Source organism: Halocynthiibacter sp. SDUM655004 (genome assembly GCF_026015885.1).
GTDB lineage: Bacteria > Pseudomonadota > Alphaproteobacteria > Rhodobacterales > Rhodobacteraceae > Falsihalocynthiibacter > Falsihalocynthiibacter halioticoli.
This window is the reverse complement of the sequence record NZ_JAPDUG010000002.1, coordinates 309,244-323,715: the sequence shown is the minus strand read 5'-3', so window position 1 is coordinate 323,715 and position 14,472 is coordinate 309,244. Positions and strand designations below refer to the sequence as shown.

Here is a 14,472-nt window from a genome sequence, read left to right as displayed (position 1 = left end):
CGCACCAATTCCGCATCAAACGGCTAGCCGGCCTGCCGGATACCAAGAAATTTGGCGCGCGCACGCGGGTCATTGTCAAAGAGTGCTGCGAGTTGCTCAGTCATGGCGCCAGCGAGCTGTTCTACATCCGTGATCGTCACCGCGCGGTCATAATAGCGGGTCACGTCATGACCGATACCAATAGCCAGCAACTCAACCAACTTCTTCTTCTCAACCATAGCGATCACATCGCGCAGGTGCTTCTCGAGGTAATTCGGCGGGTTGACCGATAGCGTGCTGTCATCCACCGGTGCACCGTCGCTGATGACCATCAGGATTTTGCGCGCTTCGGGGCGGTGAATGGTGCGTTTGTGTGCCCATTCCAGCGCTTCTCCATCGATATTTTCCTTGAGCAAGCCTTCTTTCATCATCAGCCCAAGGTTCGGGCGAGTCCGCCGCCAAGGGGCGTCTGCGGATTTATAGATGATGTGGCGCAGGTCGTTCAGGCGGCCCGGCTGCTGCGGGCGGCCTTGCTGCAGCCAAGTTTCACGGGCTTGTCCACCTTTCCAAGCGCGGGTGGTGAATCCGAGGATCTCGACCTTGACCTGACAACGTTCCAGAGTTCGCGCGAGAACATCTGCACAGATCGCCGCGATCGAAATCGGACGCCCTCGCATGGAGCCGGAGTTGTCAATTAGAAGTGTTACGCAGGTATCACGGAACTCTGTGTCTTGTTCAACTTTGAACGAAAGCGGCGTTGTCGGATTGGCAATCACGCGTGCGAGGCGGCCAGCATCCAAAATGCCTTCTTCCTGATCGAAGTCCCAGCTCCGGTTTTGTTGGGCCTGCAGGCGGCGTTGCAGCTTGTTGGCAAGTCGCGAAACAGCGCCCTTCAGCGGCTCAAGCTGTTGGTCAAGATAGGCGCGGAGACGCTCAAGCTCGGCGGGCTCTGCCAATTCCTCGGCGAGAATTTCCTCGTCGCAATCTGTTGAAAAGACCTGATAATCCGGATCAGCCTCTGAATGTGCAGCAGGAGGAGGCGGGTCCATCGGGGCGTCGCCATCTGGCATATCTGCTTCGCTGCCGTCTTCCTGATCGGCGGCGTCATCCATGGAAACCTGTGCCTGGCTTTGGTCCTGACTGTCGTCCTGACTTTGCTCGGGCGCGGCTTCGGCCTCTTCTTCTTCGTCGTCCTCACCGGTTGAATCGGGATTCTCCGGCTCTTCTTCGGCTTCGGGCTGGGCTTCTTCGTCGCTGCTGTCGTCTTCGCCGTCCGGGTCTTCACCAAGCTGGTCGCCATAGCCAAGATCGTCGATAATCTGGCGGGCGAGCTTTGCAAAAGAGACCTGATCTGCGAGCATTTCTTCAAGCGATTCAAGCGTACCGCCGGCCTGATCCTCAATAAATGGGCGCCAAAGCTCCATGACATTCGCCGCACCCGCGGGAAGGTCGCGGCCTGTTGCAAGATGGCGGATCAAATACCCCGCGGCTTCGGCAAGCGGGGCTTCCGATTGCGCGCTGATATCGCCATAGCCCTTACGGAGAGCCTCGTTGCCGATTTTGGCGTCGATATTGCTCAAGGTGCCGGGCATGTCGCGGCCACCGACGGCCTCGCAACGGGCGTTCTCCATTGCTTCGTAGAGGTCCCGCGCCATTTGCCCTTGGGGGAGATAGCGGTTGTGGGTCGCGTCGTTGTGATACTTGTGACGAAGTGCAAGCGCATCGGCGTTGCCTCGCGCAAGCAGAACTTCCTCACGGCTCATCCGACGCGTTACCTGCGGCAAGCGTACCGAATCCGCCGTTTTTCCGGGAGGGTCAACGGTATAGGAGACCGAAAGCTCCGGATCATCCGCAAGAACGCGGGTCGCATCAGCGAGCGCCTTTTTGAACGGATCGGCGGGGTTGTCAGACTTCTTCTGCATCCTATGCCTCCGCTGTTAGCGCGCGGCGATTATGCATGGGTGCGCTCATCCGAGGCTCATGCTTGCGGCGCTTTCTGGGAGTTCCTCGTCAAAACAACGCTGATAGAATTCAGCAACTGTCTGCCGCTCAAGCTCGTCGCATTTGTTGAGGAAGCTCAAGCGGAAGGCATAACCAACGCTGCGGAAAATCTGTGCGTTTTGCGCCCACGCCAGCACGGTCCGTGGGCTCATGACGGTGGAAAGTTCGCCATTCATGAACGCCGTGCGGGTAAGATCGGCTACGGTCACCATTTGCGAGATCGTCTTGCGGCCCTTGTCGGTGTTGTAAGCAGGGTTCTTGGCAATCACGATGTTCGCTTCGGCATCGTGGCTAAGATAGTTCAGCGTAGCAACAAGCGACCAACGGTCCATCTGGCCTTGGTTGATCTGCTGGGTGCCGTGGTAAAGGCCGGTTGTATCGCCAAGGCCAACGGTGTTCGCAGTGGCGAAAATACGGAAATAGGGGTGCGGTGTGATCACCTTGTTCTGGTCAAGCAAAGTGAGCTTGCCGTCTGCTTCAAGCACCCGCTGGATAACGAACATTACGTCCGCGCGGCCTGCGTCGTATTCATCAAAGACAATCGCGGTATTGGTGCGAAGCGCCCAAGGCAGGATACCTTCCTGAAATTCAGTAACCTGTTTGCCGTCTTTAAGTTTGATCGCATCCTTACCAATAAGGTCGATCCGGCTGATGTGGCTATCGAGGTTCACACGCACAGATGGCCAGTTGAGGCGCGCGGCAACTTGTTCAATATGGGTTGATTTACCCGTGCCGTGGTAACCTTGGATCATCACGCGGCGGTTGTGCGCAAAACCAGCGAGAATGGCGAGCGTGGTGTCGGGATCAAATTTATAGGTGCTGTCGAGCTCTGGCACACGGTCGGTTTTCTCGGCAAAGCCCTTAACAACCATGTCGCTGTCAATTCCAAAGACATCGCGTACCGAGATCTCTTCTGTTGGTTTTACGTTCTGATCCATTGCTCCGTCCGCCATCGTCTGTTTCCTTGAAATTCACGCCGCGCGTGCCTCGTTTTCAAGAGGTGTTGTGCTTGAAAATCAAGTGACGTGCAAGGGCGGCGCGGATTTATCGGCGTCAATCTCCGCATGACGCCGTGAAACTACGGTACACCACGAAAAAGGGCCGCAACATTGTGCGACCCTTTGGTTGGTGTGTGGCGTATGATGCGCCTAATCTTTGAATACGCGGCTGTCTTTGATCTGGTCCCATGCCCAAACCACTTCCTGCAAACGCTCCTCGTCTGAACGGTCGCCGCCGTTCATGTCAGGGTGAAGGATTTTGATAAGCTTTTTGTAAGCTTTGCGGATTTCTGCCTTGGTCCAATGATCTTTGGCCTCGAGAATTTCGATGGCCTTGCGTTCGGTCGGGGGCAGGCGGCGTGTACCGGTAATAGATTTGCCTGGATTGCGTGTGGCGTTCTCGCCCAGAACCTGATGCGGATCATCGATGCCAAGGCGTTCCCATGCGCGTTGCTCGGCGGATTTTTTGCCAAGCGGCTTTGTCTCGCGTTCCCAGACACGATCTTTGCCGAGTTGCTTTTCGATCTCTTCCTCTGTGGCACCGTTAAAGAAGTTCCACTTGAGGTTAAATTCCCGCACGTGGTCCTTACAGAACCAAAGGTATTCGTCGAGGTGATCGGGCGAGCGTGGCGCGCGATACTTGCCGACTTCCTCGCAACCAGGATGTTCGCATTTGCGCGTAGAGGTTTCAAAGGCGCCAGACATGCCGCGCCGCCCTCTGGTGCGTTTTTTCTTGTCGGAAGAAACGCTCATGTCAAACCCGAAGGGATCGTCTTTCTTCATGCTGGCGTCCTAAAACTTTGTGGCCTACAACGGCCGTGTCCAACCTGTGCCTGAGCCAATTCGCGACTCGGAGCAGAGAGTTTAGTGTTTTGGCCAGCAAGTTGAAGCGGAAAAGGTGGAAAAATGGCAATCGCAGAGAAAATTCACGAAAAACTTACAGCCGCCTTTGCGCCGGACACGCTTGAGGTGATCAACGAAAGCCACCTGCACGCTGGACACGCAGGAGATGATGGATCAGGCGAGAGCCACTTTCGAATTGTGATCAAGGCACCCGAGTTTGCAGAGATGTCGCGCATCAACCGTCACCGCGCCGTTCATAAGGCGCTCGGTTCTGATATTGTTTCACGCATTCACGCGTTAGCGCTTGATATCTCAGGCTGACTTTTCGTCGTCTTTGTTGGCTTTTTTGTCGTCAGAAGCCGTGTTATCGCTATCGACTTCGACTTCGACTTCATCCGCCTCGGTTTCTGCACTGCCCTCTTCGCTGCTATCTTTGTCGTTTGACAGTTTGGCGATTGCGGCAGGTTCGGGTGCGGTCGCGGGGCCAACGGATTTTCCAAAGGGTGCAAAGAGCGATTTTCCGCGTTCGGGGGCAGCAAGCTTATTCTCGTTTTCTTCTGTTGCTTCGCGACGAAACACGAGGACGGATTGAAACGAATTTGACTTGGTGCCGAGGGTCGATCGCTCGACACACGGCAATGTCTCTGAGCGCAGATACTCCCAGCCTTCGCGCGCCATTTTGTTCACTTCGTAAGTGAGTGCATTGGCAAAGCGGGCTTCGGTTGTACGCATCCCTTTGCCTTTGAGGCCTTTCTGCGGGGCAGGAACGATCTTGTATTCAAAGGCGGTCATCTTTGGTGTCACTCCGTTGAAGATGTGAAGTCCCTAAAGGATTTACCGAAAAACTCAAGCGTTTCGGCCGTTCCGACGGGCGGAACGGCGCGTAACTTAGCCTGCGAGTTTCTTGGAAACGATCTCGTTGACCGCTTTCGGGTTCGCCTTGCCGCCAGTCGCTTTCATAACCTGCCCGACGAACCAACCGGCCAGTTTCGGGTTGGCTTTGGCTTTCTCAACCTGCGCTGGGTTGTCGGCAATAATCTGGTCCACGGCGGCTTCGATTGCGCCCATATCGGTAACCTGCTTCATGCCGCGCTCTTCAACGATCTTCGCGGGGTCGCCACCTTCGGTATAGACGATCTCAAAGAGGTCTTTGGCGATCTTGCCTGAGATATCGCCCTTGGTGATCAATCCGATGATCGCGCCAAGCTGCTCAGGTGTGACGGGGCAGGAATTGATATCCTTGTCGTCTTTCTTGAGACGGCCAAAGAGCTCGTTGATCACCCAGTTTGCTGCGAGTTTGCCGTCTTGGCCCTCGGCGACCTTCTCAAAGAAAGCAGCATTTTCGGCTTCGGCGGTCAGAACACTTGCGTCATAGTCTGTCAGGCCGAAGTCGCTCATAAAGCGCGCTTTTTTCTCGTCTGGAAGCTCTGGGAGGCTTTCTTTTATGCCATCTACCCAGTCTTGCTCGATTTCGAGCGGAAGTAGGTCAGGGCAGGGGAAATACCGGTAATCATGCGCTTCCTCTTTGGAGCGCATAGAGCGTGTTTCGTTCTTGTCAGCGTCATAGAGGCGGGTTTCCTGATCGATCTCACCGCCGCTTTCAAGAATGGCAATCTGACGCTTGGCCTCGTAATCGATAGCCATCTGGATAAAGCGCATGGAGTTCATGTTCTTGATTTCGCAGCGGGTTCCGAGGTGGCTGAAATCCTGCGTTTCTTGATATTTCTCGTACTGCCCCGGGCGGCAAACAGAGACGTTAACGTCCGCGCGCATGTTACCGTTTTGCATGTTGCCGTCACAGGTGCCGAGATAGCGCAGCAACTGGCGCAGTTTCATCACATAGGCAGCAGCTTCTTCGGGGCCGCGAATGTCGGGGCGGCTGACGATTTCCATCAATGCAACGCCAGTGCGGTTAAGATCCACAAAGCTCATTGCGGGGTCCATATCGTGGATGGATTTGCCGGCGTCTTGCTCAAGGTGGATACGCTCGATCCGCACAAGGCGCGCTTCGCCATTGCCCATTTCAACCAGAACTTCGCCTTCGCCAACGATGGGGTGGTAAAGCTGGCTGATCTGATACCCTTGAGGAAGGTCAGGGTAGAAATAGTTTTTGCGGTCGAAGGCAGAGTAAAGGTTGATATCCGCTTTAAGGCCAAGCCCCGTGCGCACGGCTTGTTCTACGCAATATTCGTTAATCACTGGGAGCATGCCTGGCATCGCGGCGTCAACGAAGGCAACATTAGAGTTCGGCTCTGCGCCGAAAGTGGTGCTCGCGCCGGAGAATAGCTTGGCATTGCTGGCGACCTGTGCGTGGATTTCCATTCCGATCACAAGTTCCCAATCGTGCTTGGCGCCCGCGATTGTTTTGACTTTGGGCGTTGTATAGGTCAGGTCGAGCATGTGGTTTTCCCTCGGCAACCGCCTGTTGATAGGCCAACAGGCCGCATTTTTCTCAGTTCAAGCCTATCTAGATCAGCCGCCCAAGCGAGGCAAGAGGATCGCCGCTATTTTGCGCGTGTTTCCGCAAGCTATACGCGGGAAACGAAAAGTCGATTGCATCCGGTTTGTGATCTGGTGTTTCTTTTGCCGGTAATTCAAGAGGAGTTTGCGGATGCAGCGCATTGGCGGATTGACAAAACGGGCTAAGATGCTCGGATGTGGTGTTGTTCTAGCTGTTTTGGTTGGGTGCGGCGAAGGCGGGTTCATGGGGAATGCTGCGGACTCTGGTGAATTCAAACCAAGTGTCGCGCGATGGGACCACCTGCCGAGCGGTGATGTCTGGACCGAAACAACATTGAACGCTTTGCAAACGCACGGCGCGGTCCTGCCGAAAACAATCCCCGCTGACATCCACCAATGGTGCCCTGCCTACGCAGAAAACAGTGAAAGCCAGCGGGCCCAGTTTTGGGTAGGTCTGATGTCGGCGCTGGCGAAATGGGAAAGCACGTGGAATCCAAAAGCCGTCGGTGGGGGCGGACGTTGGTTCGGCCTTGTTCAGATCGCTCCGGCAACAGCGCGCGGATATGGTTGCGATGCCAAAAGCGGCGAGGCGCTCAAAAACGGCTCCGCCAACCTCTCTTGTGCTATTCGCATTTGGGCAGAGACCGTTCCACGTGATGGCGTGGTTGCTGCTAAGGAGAATGGCAGGCGCGGCGGGGTTGCTGCCGACTGGGGACCATTCAGCAGCGCCTCCCGTACCGCGGACATGCGCAAATGGACCAGCCGCCAAAGCTACTGCGAATAATTATCGCCCGCCTGTGACGTCAAGAAAGCTGCCGGTCATATAAGATGAGGCGTCCGACAGCAGATAGAGAATTGCTTCTGCGATTTCTTGCGCTTCGCCCGGGCGTCCCATGGGAACCATCGGTGCAATGCGGTCTTCGCGGCCTTCCTCGCCGCCTTTTGCGTGGATTTTTGTTCGTGTAACGCCAGGGCGAACCGCATTTACGCGAATACCCTCGCGGGCGTTCTCTTTGGCCAGCCCGATTGTGAACGCATCTAACGCGGCTTTTGCAGCGGCGTAATCCGCGTATTCATTCGGACTTCCAAGCAGCGCGGCAACCGAAGATACATTAACGATCACGCCGCCTTTGCCGCCATAGCGATGCGCCATAAGGCGAACGGCGGTCTGGGCGCATTGCATTGGGCCGATGGTATTCACCGCGAACATTTGATCCAGACGTGCGCGGCTCATGTCCTCGACCCGCATACTCGGCCCAACAATGCCAGCGTTATTTACCAATGCATCAAGCTGCCCAAGTTCCGAGGTGAACGTCGCAAACACATTCTGAATGTCTGCTTCGACCGAGATATCGCCATGTAGCAAGACCGTTTTTGCCCCCAGTGCTTCCGCTGCACGGGCGGTTTCTTCGGCGCCCTTTTTATCAGTGCGGTATCCAATTCCGATGTTGTAACCGCGTGCCGCCGCGAGTTTGGCCGTTTCCGCTCCAATCCCGTCGCTTGCGCCGGTGATCAAAAGGTTGCGCCGTTCGGCCATATCAGTCTCCTAAAATACGGGTAACCATCTCTGTTGTATCCCGCGAGAGTTTCGGAGTTTCGAGGATGCGGGTCAGCTCTGCCTTGATGAGCGCTTGACGGTCGGCATCATAGCGCCGCCAACTGTCAAAGCAGGTGCTCATGCGGGCAGTGGTTTGGGGATTTGCGGCGTCAAGTTTGATAAGCCAATCCGCAACAAGTCGATAGCCGCTGCCGTCAGGTGAATGGAAGCCAGCCATGTTGCCTGTCAGCCCGCCCAGCGTTGCGCGGAAGCGGTTGGGATTTTTCCAATCAAACGCGGCGTGTTTGGTAAGGGCCTCTGTGGTTTGAACAGCGGCTTCAGGCGCGGCGAGCGCGGTTTGCAGGTTGAACCATTTGTCCATGACAAGCCGGTCGTCTTTCCACTGTTCCTCAAAGGCCGCAAGTTGTTCGCGCCCGCGATCAATCCGCAGGAGGCAGGCAAGTGCTTGAAGTTGCTGGGTCATATTGTCTGCTGCCGCGAATTGCGCGCGCGCTTGATTGCCACCATCAAGTCGCGACAATAGCGAAAGAACCGCGCCTTGAAGCGCGCGTTTGCCAGCAGGCTCCGCATCCGGAGAGTAGGGGCCATCTATATGCATGTCGGCATAGATTTTGGGCAGCACGTCTTGCAGGTGCGTCGCATACGAGAGCGCAACTGTCTCAAGCGCGGTGTGAATGCGGCTTGGGTCTGGTGTATGGCCCGCATCAAAGAGCGTTTGGGCAATGTCATCCGCGCTGGGCAGCGCAAGGACAAGTGCGCGGAACGCGGGATCTAGGCTGTCATCGCGCCGCACTTTGGAAATGGCATCCAAAAGATCACTGCCAACTGTTCTGTCCTCGGTCAGCATGCGCGTGATTGTATCTTTGGCCAAGGCACGGCCAGCTTCCCATTTGTTGAACGGATCAGTGTCATGGGCGAGGAGGAAGGCGCGTTCGGCGTTTGTTGTTTCGCGCTCAAGGATCACAGGAGCGGAAAACTCGCGCAGGATAGAAGGAATGGGCTTTGCGGCGAGGCCGGAGAAGCGGAAGCTTTGTTCCTCTTCTGTCATTTCCAGCACGCAAGTCTCGCGGACTTCGTCGCCGTTGGGGTTGAGCAATCCAACAGCGATCGGAATAACGCGCGGGTCTTTTTCCGATTGGCCTGGAGTAGGAGGCGTTTCCTGTTTGAAAGTCAGGATATAGGTGCCGTCCTCGAACGCTTCGCTTACCTTGAGGCGCGGTGTGCCCGCTTGCGAATACCAGAGTGCGAATTGTGAAAGATCGCGCCCCGTCGTGTCTTCAAATACCTTGAGCCAATCTTCAATCGTCGCGGCCTCGCCGTCATGACGTTCGAAATAGAGACTAAGCGCACGTTTATAGTTTTCATCCCCAACAAGCCGCTTGAGCATTCCGATAATTTCAGCGCCTTTGTCATAGACCGTAGCCGTATAGAAATTGTTGATTTCGACAAAGCTTTCAGGCCGTACAGGATGCGCCAGCGGTCCGTTGTCTTCCCGGAACTGACGAGCGCGAAGTGTTATCACATCGTCAATCCGCTTCACCGCGCGGCTGCGCATGTCGCTGGTGAATTGCTGATCGCGGAAAACTGTCAGCCCTTCTTTCAAGCAAAGCTGGAACCAATCACGGCAGGTAATGCGGTTGCCTGTCCAGTTGTGAAAGTATTCGTGGGCAATGATCCCTTCGATCCGCTCGAAATTCGCGTCGGTTGCCGTTTCGGGACTGGCCAGAACGCAGGAAGAGTTGAAAATGTTCAAGCCTTTGTTCTCCATTGCGCCCATATTGAAGTCATCCACGGCCACGATGTTGAAAATGTCCAAGTCGTACTCGCGGCCATAAACCTCCTCATCCCAAGTCATAGAGCGTTTGAGCGCTTCCATTCCGAAGGCGCATTTTCCTTCATCCCCCGGGCGAACATAGATGTTGAGCTCCACCTCTTTGCCGCTTTTTGTGGTGAAGCTGTCTGGGTGTGCCACGAGGTTTCCGGCAACTAGCGCAAAGAGGTAGGCGGGTTTTGGCCATGGATCGTGCCATTCTGCAAAGCCTTCGCCTTGTTCAACCGGATTCCCGTTGGAGAGCAGCACGCTTTCGCTACCTTGAATGCGAACCTTGAACGTTGCCATCACGTCTGGGCGGTCGGGATAGTAGGTGATCTTTCGGAACCCCTCGGCCTCGCATTGGGTGCAATACATGCCGCCTGACATATAAAGCCCCTCAAGTGCGGTATTGGTTTCGGGCGAAATCTCGACCTCCGCTTCAAACACAAACGGCGCATTTGGCACATCTGCGGTCAGTCCAAGATCGGTAACTTCAGGAGAAATCTCTTTACCGTCAATCTTCGCAGAGATGAGCTTCAGGTTTTCGCCATGCAGGAAAAACTCACGTGAGTCACTGTCTGGATTGGGGCGGAAATTGATCTTGCTTTTGACCCGCGTGGCGCGCGGCGCGAGATCAAAGTTCAACTCAACCCCATCAATCAGAAACGGGAAGGGTTTGTATTCGGCGAGATAGATTTTCTGCGGAGCTTCGTTGGTCATGGCGTCTTTCCTTACTGCTTGGCCAAGGTTGACCGCAATTCGCCGAAAGCTGCAAGCAATTGGCATAAACTGTTTTCCCATTCTGTTGAAAATCCGAAAAAACCTTTCCCGAAAATTGGTAAAGAGTTTTGACCGCAAATCTTGCCTTCACAGGTGAAAGCCCATAGGTTTTGCGCAAACATATTCAGGAGTTGCACGATGGCGCAGTATGTAGAGAGAGCGGGACTTCAGGTCGCGCCGGAATTGGCAGAGTTTATCGAAACGCGCGCCATTGTCGGAACAGGGGTTGAGCCCGCAGCGTTTTGGGATGGCCTTTCTGGCCTTATCCACGAGAAAGGCCCGAAAAACCGCGCTTTGCTTGAAAAACGCGCCGAGATTCAGGAGCAGATTGATCGTTGGCATGTTGAGCACCGCGGCCAATCTCATGATCCGGTTGAATATGAAGCCTTCCTGCGCAGCATTGGCTATCTCGTTGAAGAAGGCGAAGATTTTTCTATTGATACGGCGAACGTCGATCCGGAAATCGCCACGATTGCTGGGCCGCAGCTTGTGGTTCCGATCATGAACGCACGCTTTGCACTAAACGCCGCGAATGCGCGGTGGGGAAGCCTCTATGATGCGTTCTACGGCACGGATGCGCTGGGCAGCCTGCCGACTGTTGGCGGTTTCGACCCAGAGCGCGGCGCACAGGTTGTTGCCGCAGCAAAGGCACATCTTGATGCCACAGTGCCGCTCGCGGGCGCGAAATGGGCCGATGTCACTGGTATAAGTGTTGATAACGGCAAGGTCAGCTTTGCGACCGAAGGCGGAAATGTTGAGCTTGAGAATGCAGCACAGTTTGCTGGCGCCAAGGCGGATGGGTCCGAGGTTCTGTTTGTCAAAAACGGCCTACACATTCGCGTCGTGATCGACAAATCCCACCAGATCGGTGCAACCGACCCTGCGGGGATCGCAGATGTAATCCTAGAGAGTGCGATCTCAACCATCATGGATTGCGAGGACTCGGTCGCTGCTGTGGATGCAGAGGACAAAGTGCTTGCCTACTCCAATTGGCTCGGCTTGATGCAGGGCGATCTATCCGAAACCGTAACCAAAGGCGGGAAAACCTTTGAGCGTGTACTCGCTGACGATATCGAGTTTGTTGCGCCTGATGGTTCGGATATTAAACTAAAAGGCCGCTCTCTCATGCTCGTTCGTAACGTCGGGCATCTGATGACCAATCCTGCGATCCTCGACAAAGACGGAAACGAAGCAGGCGAGGGGTTGATGGATGCGATGGTCACCACATTGATCGCCATTCACGACCTGAAGAAAGACAGCGGCAACTCCTTGCACGGCTCTGTTTATGTGGTGAAGCCAAAGATGCATGGGCCAGAAGAGGTTGCCTTTGCAGATGAGATTTTCACAGCGGTTGAGGGCGCGCTTGGCCTTCCGAAGAATACCGTCAAACTCGGTATTATGGACGAAGAGCGCCGCACATCTGTAAACCTCAAGGAATGTATCCGTGCCGCCAAGAGCCGCGTTGCCTTTATCAACACAGGCTTCCTTGATCGCACGGGCGATGAAATCCACACGTCGATGGAAGCAGGGCCATTCCTTAAGAAAGGCGACATGAAAACAACGCCTTGGATCCTTTCCTACGAGGACCGCAACGTAGATATCGGCTTGGCTTGCGGATTGCAGGGCAAGGCGCAGATCGGCAAAGGCATGTGGGCGATGCCCGACATGATGGCGGATATGCTTGCAGCGAAATCCGGTCATCCGAAGGCGGGCGCGAACTGCGCATGGGTGCCAAGCCCGACGGCAGCAACGCTTCATGCTACCCATTACCACGAGATTGATGTTTTTGCGCGTCAGGACGAGATCAAAGCGGGCGGGCCGCGCGGCACGCTTGCGGCGCTACTTACGATCCCGACTGCAGATGGGCAAAACTGGAGCGATGAGGAAATTCAGGCAGAGATCGAGAACAATGCCCAAGGTATCCTTGGCTATGTCGTTCGTTGGATTGATGCCGGTGTTGGTTGTTCCAAGGTGCCGGACATCAACAACGTTGGCCTGATGGAAGACCGCGCCACCTGCCGGATTTCGAGCCAAGCTTTGGCAAATTGGTTGCACCACGGTGTTGTGAGTGAACCGCAGGTTATGGCCGCCATGCAGAAGATGGCCGCCGTGGTCGATGGTCAGAATGCGGGCGACCCGACTTATACGCCAATGGCGCCGAACTTCGATGGCATCGCGTTCCAAGCGGCTTGTGACCTGGTGTTTAAGGGGCGTGTCCAGCCTTCGGGGTATACCGAGCCCGTGCTGCACGCACGTCGTCTGGAGCTTAAAGCACAGGCATAGTTGCAGATAAATTGTGCAAAAACGGGGGAGCTTGTGGCTTCCCCGTTTTCGTTTCTGCAACAAGCTTCTTTGCGATTTGCTATTGATCTCTGTGCGGTATTAAAAATGTGAGCCGCGCCGACTGTGCGTTTCCGCGCATAATCTTGCAGTTATCCAAGTGCTGCGCCGTGGTATAGAGCTCTGAAGCAAACAAGCGAGGCAGTATGGCGCGACCAGTCGTCGGTATCATCGGGAACCGGTTTCTTATTAATGACGAGTATCCGGCCCATGCGTCCGGTTCCATGAATTCCGAAGCAATCGCCAAAGTTTCGGGGTGTGTTCCGTTGATGGTGCCTTCGGATTCAGATCTGGTTGAGATCGAAGACCTGCTCGCGTGTTGCGATGGTTTTATGTTCACAGGGGGGCGACCAAATGTGCACCCCGAAGAATATGGCGAAGAAGAAACCGAGGCGCATGGCCTTTTTGATCGCGCACGAGACTCGCTTACGCTTCCGCTCATTCGCGCATGTGTGGAGCGCGGCCAACCCATTTTCGGCGTTTGTCGTGGATTTCAGGAAGTGAACGTCGCTATGGGCGGTTCGCTTCATCCGGAAATAAGGGATCTTGAAGGGCGGGACAATCACCGCATGCCGCCCGATGGTACGCTTGAAGAAAAATTTGCGCTTCGCCATGTTGTGACATTCAGCGATGACGGCCCATTCGAACAGCTCCTTGGTGCGCGTCAAGTGATGACCAATACGCTGCATGGACAGGGAATAAAGGTTGCCGGCCCGCGCGTGGTTGTTGATGGCCACGCGCCGGACGGTACGCCCGAAGCCCTCTATATCAAAGACGCGCCCGGTTTTACGCTTTCGGTTCAGTGGCATCCGGAGTGGAACGCAGAAAACGATAGCGTTTCGCGAAAACTGTTCAGCGCGTTTGGGGATGCGGTGCGCGATTGGGCTGCGCAAGGATAGCGAGCGCCTAAAACAGATCGCGCGCCATATTGTATCGGTCAAGCTCAACGCCTTCGCGCACAATGGTTTCGCGGCTGGTTATATGCCAGCCTCGTTTGGCAAAGAAGGGCTGTGCCATGCGACTGGCTTCGGTGAACAGGCGCTGTAGGCCGAGGGCGTGTGCATCCACTAAGATAAGGTCGTAAAGCGCCCCAGCGACATCGGTGCCGTGGTATTCCGGCAAGACGAACACAAGATCAATGTGGCCGTCCTGTTCAAGAGTAAAAAAGCCGATCACTTCGCCGTCGTCCTCGGCCACCCAGCAGGCTGTCTGCGCAAGGCGTTCCGGCCATCCAGGGCGCATCTCTTCGCTTGCGGCCCAGGCCGAGCGTTGTTCCTCGCTGTAGTAATCTGCGGTTCCTTCACGAATGGCGCGATAGAACACGGCATAGGTCGGCTCGGCGTCTTCTACCTTGTATCGGCGGTACGTTCGGGTCATGATACCCTCCGAATTGACGCTAGGGAAGCATTGCGCGTGTCATTGCAAAAGAAACGACCAAACCCATTGGCGGAAACCTTGGCAAATACAGCATCCTTGCCTACGCAATGTTGCAACACCTTTGGCGCCGCGCTTGCGATGGAGCCATTTCCGTTCGGTGAGCCTATTATCCGAGCAATATCAGACATCTTACCCTCTAACACCTTGCGCATCGTGGCTTTCTATCGCGGCTTTGGCAAGTGAATCCGTATCTTGGCAATTGAGAATCTTTATGAAATCCGCGGTGGTAACTTGAGAAACAATCTTGCGCGAGATATGAGGTG

12 protein-coding genes are annotated in these 14,472 nt (G+C 55.2%); 4 read left to right on the top strand and 8 right to left on the bottom strand.

Annotated elements, in window-relative coordinates:
- Positions 1-23: 23 nt before the first annotated feature.
- The 3 genes from cobT to N9C89_RS09240 form a co-directional block, all read right to left on the bottom strand.
- Positions 24-1,901 (bottom strand): cobaltochelatase subunit CobT, encoded by a 1,878-nt coding sequence (cobT, locus tag N9C89_RS09250; protein WP_263953595.1) that lies wholly within the window; start codon positions 1,899-1,901, stop codon positions 24-26.
- 45 nt (positions 1,902-1,946) lie between these two features.
- The gene (gene cobS / locus N9C89_RS09245; protein ID WP_263953594.1) at positions 1,947-2,933 is read right to left on the bottom strand and encodes a cobaltochelatase subunit CobS; all 987 of its coding nucleotides are present in this window, start codon (positions 2,931-2,933) and stop codon (positions 1,947-1,949) included.
- A 195-nt stretch (positions 2,934-3,128) separates the two neighbouring features.
- Positions 3,129-3,761, bottom strand: coding sequence for a J domain-containing protein (locus N9C89_RS09240; protein ID WP_263953593.1), 633 nt, complete (start codon positions 3,759-3,761; stop codon positions 3,129-3,131).
- Between the two features lie 123 nt (positions 3,762-3,884).
- On the opposite strand from N9C89_RS09240, the gene N9C89_RS09235 reads away from it, so the two are divergent.
- Positions 3,885-4,142, top strand: coding sequence for a BolA family protein (locus N9C89_RS09235; RefSeq protein ID WP_263953592.1), 258 nt, complete (start codon positions 3,885-3,887; stop codon positions 4,140-4,142).
- Here N9C89_RS09235 and N9C89_RS09230 read toward each other — a convergent pair.
- A complete protein-coding gene (locus N9C89_RS09230; protein WP_263953591.1) occupies positions 4,134-4,613 on the bottom strand; it encodes a DUF4177 domain-containing protein in 480 nt (159 codons plus the stop codon). The genes N9C89_RS09235 and N9C89_RS09230 overlap by 9 nt on opposite strands.
- 96 nt (positions 4,614-4,709) lie before the next feature.
- Positions 4,710-6,221 (bottom strand): Asp-tRNA(Asn)/Glu-tRNA(Gln) amidotransferase subunit GatB, encoded by a 1,512-nt coding sequence (gene gatB, locus N9C89_RS09225; RefSeq protein ID WP_263953590.1) that lies wholly within the window; start codon positions 6,219-6,221, stop codon positions 4,710-4,712.
- A 304-nt stretch (positions 6,222-6,525) separates the two neighbouring features.
- Between gatB and N9C89_RS09220 the strand changes: the two genes are divergently transcribed.
- Complete coding sequence (locus N9C89_RS09220) at positions 6,526-7,065, top strand: transglycosylase SLT domain-containing protein (protein ID WP_394358508.1); 540 nt, start codon at positions 6,526-6,528, stop codon at positions 7,063-7,065.
- On the opposite strand, the gene N9C89_RS09215 is transcribed toward N9C89_RS09220, so the two are convergent.
- Positions 7,066-7,818 (bottom strand): SDR family oxidoreductase, encoded by a 753-nt coding sequence (locus N9C89_RS09215; RefSeq protein ID WP_263953588.1) that lies wholly within the window; start codon positions 7,816-7,818, stop codon positions 7,066-7,068.
- 1 nt (position 7,819) lies between these two features.
- The gene (pepN, locus tag N9C89_RS09210; RefSeq protein ID WP_263953587.1) at positions 7,820-10,372 is read right to left on the bottom strand and encodes an aminopeptidase N; all 2,553 of its coding nucleotides are present in this window, start codon (positions 10,370-10,372) and stop codon (positions 7,820-7,822) included.
- Positions 10,373-10,570: 198 nt separating this feature from the next.
- Here pepN and N9C89_RS09205 point away from each other — a divergent pair, with 198 nt between their 5' ends.
- Entirely contained in the window at positions 10,571-12,715 is a 2,145-nt protein-coding gene (locus N9C89_RS09205) for a malate synthase G (RefSeq protein WP_263953586.1), read from the top strand.
- 203 nt (positions 12,716-12,918) lie between these two features.
- Positions 12,919-13,671, top strand: coding sequence for a gamma-glutamyl-gamma-aminobutyrate hydrolase family protein (locus N9C89_RS09200; RefSeq protein ID WP_263953585.1), 753 nt, complete (start codon positions 12,919-12,921; stop codon positions 13,669-13,671).
- 7 nt (positions 13,672-13,678) lie between these two features.
- On the opposite strand, the gene N9C89_RS09195 is transcribed toward N9C89_RS09200, so the two are convergent.
- Positions 13,679-14,149, bottom strand: a complete 471-nt coding sequence (locus N9C89_RS09195; RefSeq protein WP_263953584.1) for a GNAT family N-acetyltransferase — start codon at positions 14,147-14,149, stop codon at positions 13,679-13,681.
- Positions 14,150-14,472 lie beyond the last annotated feature (323 nt).

Excerpts from the sequence above, each read along its gene's own strand:
- N9C89_RS09215 (WP_263953588.1), bottom strand. The coding sequence starts at position 7,818 with ATGGCCGAACGGCGCAACCTTTTGATCACCGGCGCAAGCGACGGGATT.
- cobS (WP_263953594.1), bottom strand. The coding sequence starts at position 2,933 with ATGGCGGACGGAGCAATGGATCAGAACGTAAAACCAACAGAAGAGATC.
- gatB (WP_263953590.1), bottom strand. The coding sequence starts at position 6,221 with ATGCTCGACCTGACCTATACAACGCCCAAAGTCAAAACAATCGCGGGC.
- pepN (WP_263953587.1), bottom strand. The coding sequence starts at position 10,372 with ATGACCAACGAAGCTCCGCAGAAAATCTATCTCGCCGAATACAAACCC.
- N9C89_RS09205 (WP_263953586.1), top strand. The coding sequence starts at position 10,571 with ATGGCGCAGTATGTAGAGAGAGCGGGACTTCAGGTCGCGCCGGAATTG.
- cobT (WP_263953595.1), bottom strand. The coding sequence starts at position 1,901 with ATGCAGAAGAAGTCTGACAACCCCGCCGATCCGTTCAAAAAGGCGCTC.
- N9C89_RS09235 (WP_263953592.1), top strand. The coding sequence starts at position 3,885 with ATGGCAATCGCAGAGAAAATTCACGAAAAACTTACAGCCGCCTTTGCG.
- N9C89_RS09240 (WP_263953593.1), bottom strand. The coding sequence starts at position 3,761 with ATGAAGAAAGACGATCCCTTCGGGTTTGACATGAGCGTTTCTTCCGAC.
- N9C89_RS09200 (WP_263953585.1), top strand. The coding sequence starts at position 12,919 with ATGGCGCGACCAGTCGTCGGTATCATCGGGAACCGGTTTCTTATTAAT.
- N9C89_RS09230 (WP_263953591.1), bottom strand. The coding sequence starts at position 4,613 with ATGACCGCCTTTGAATACAAGATCGTTCCTGCCCCGCAGAAAGGCCTC.
- N9C89_RS09195 (WP_263953584.1), bottom strand. The coding sequence starts at position 14,149 with ATGACCCGAACGTACCGCCGATACAAGGTAGAAGACGCCGAGCCGACC.
- N9C89_RS09220 (WP_394358508.1), top strand. The coding sequence starts at position 6,526 with ATGGGGAATGCTGCGGACTCTGGTGAATTCAAACCAAGTGTCGCGCGA.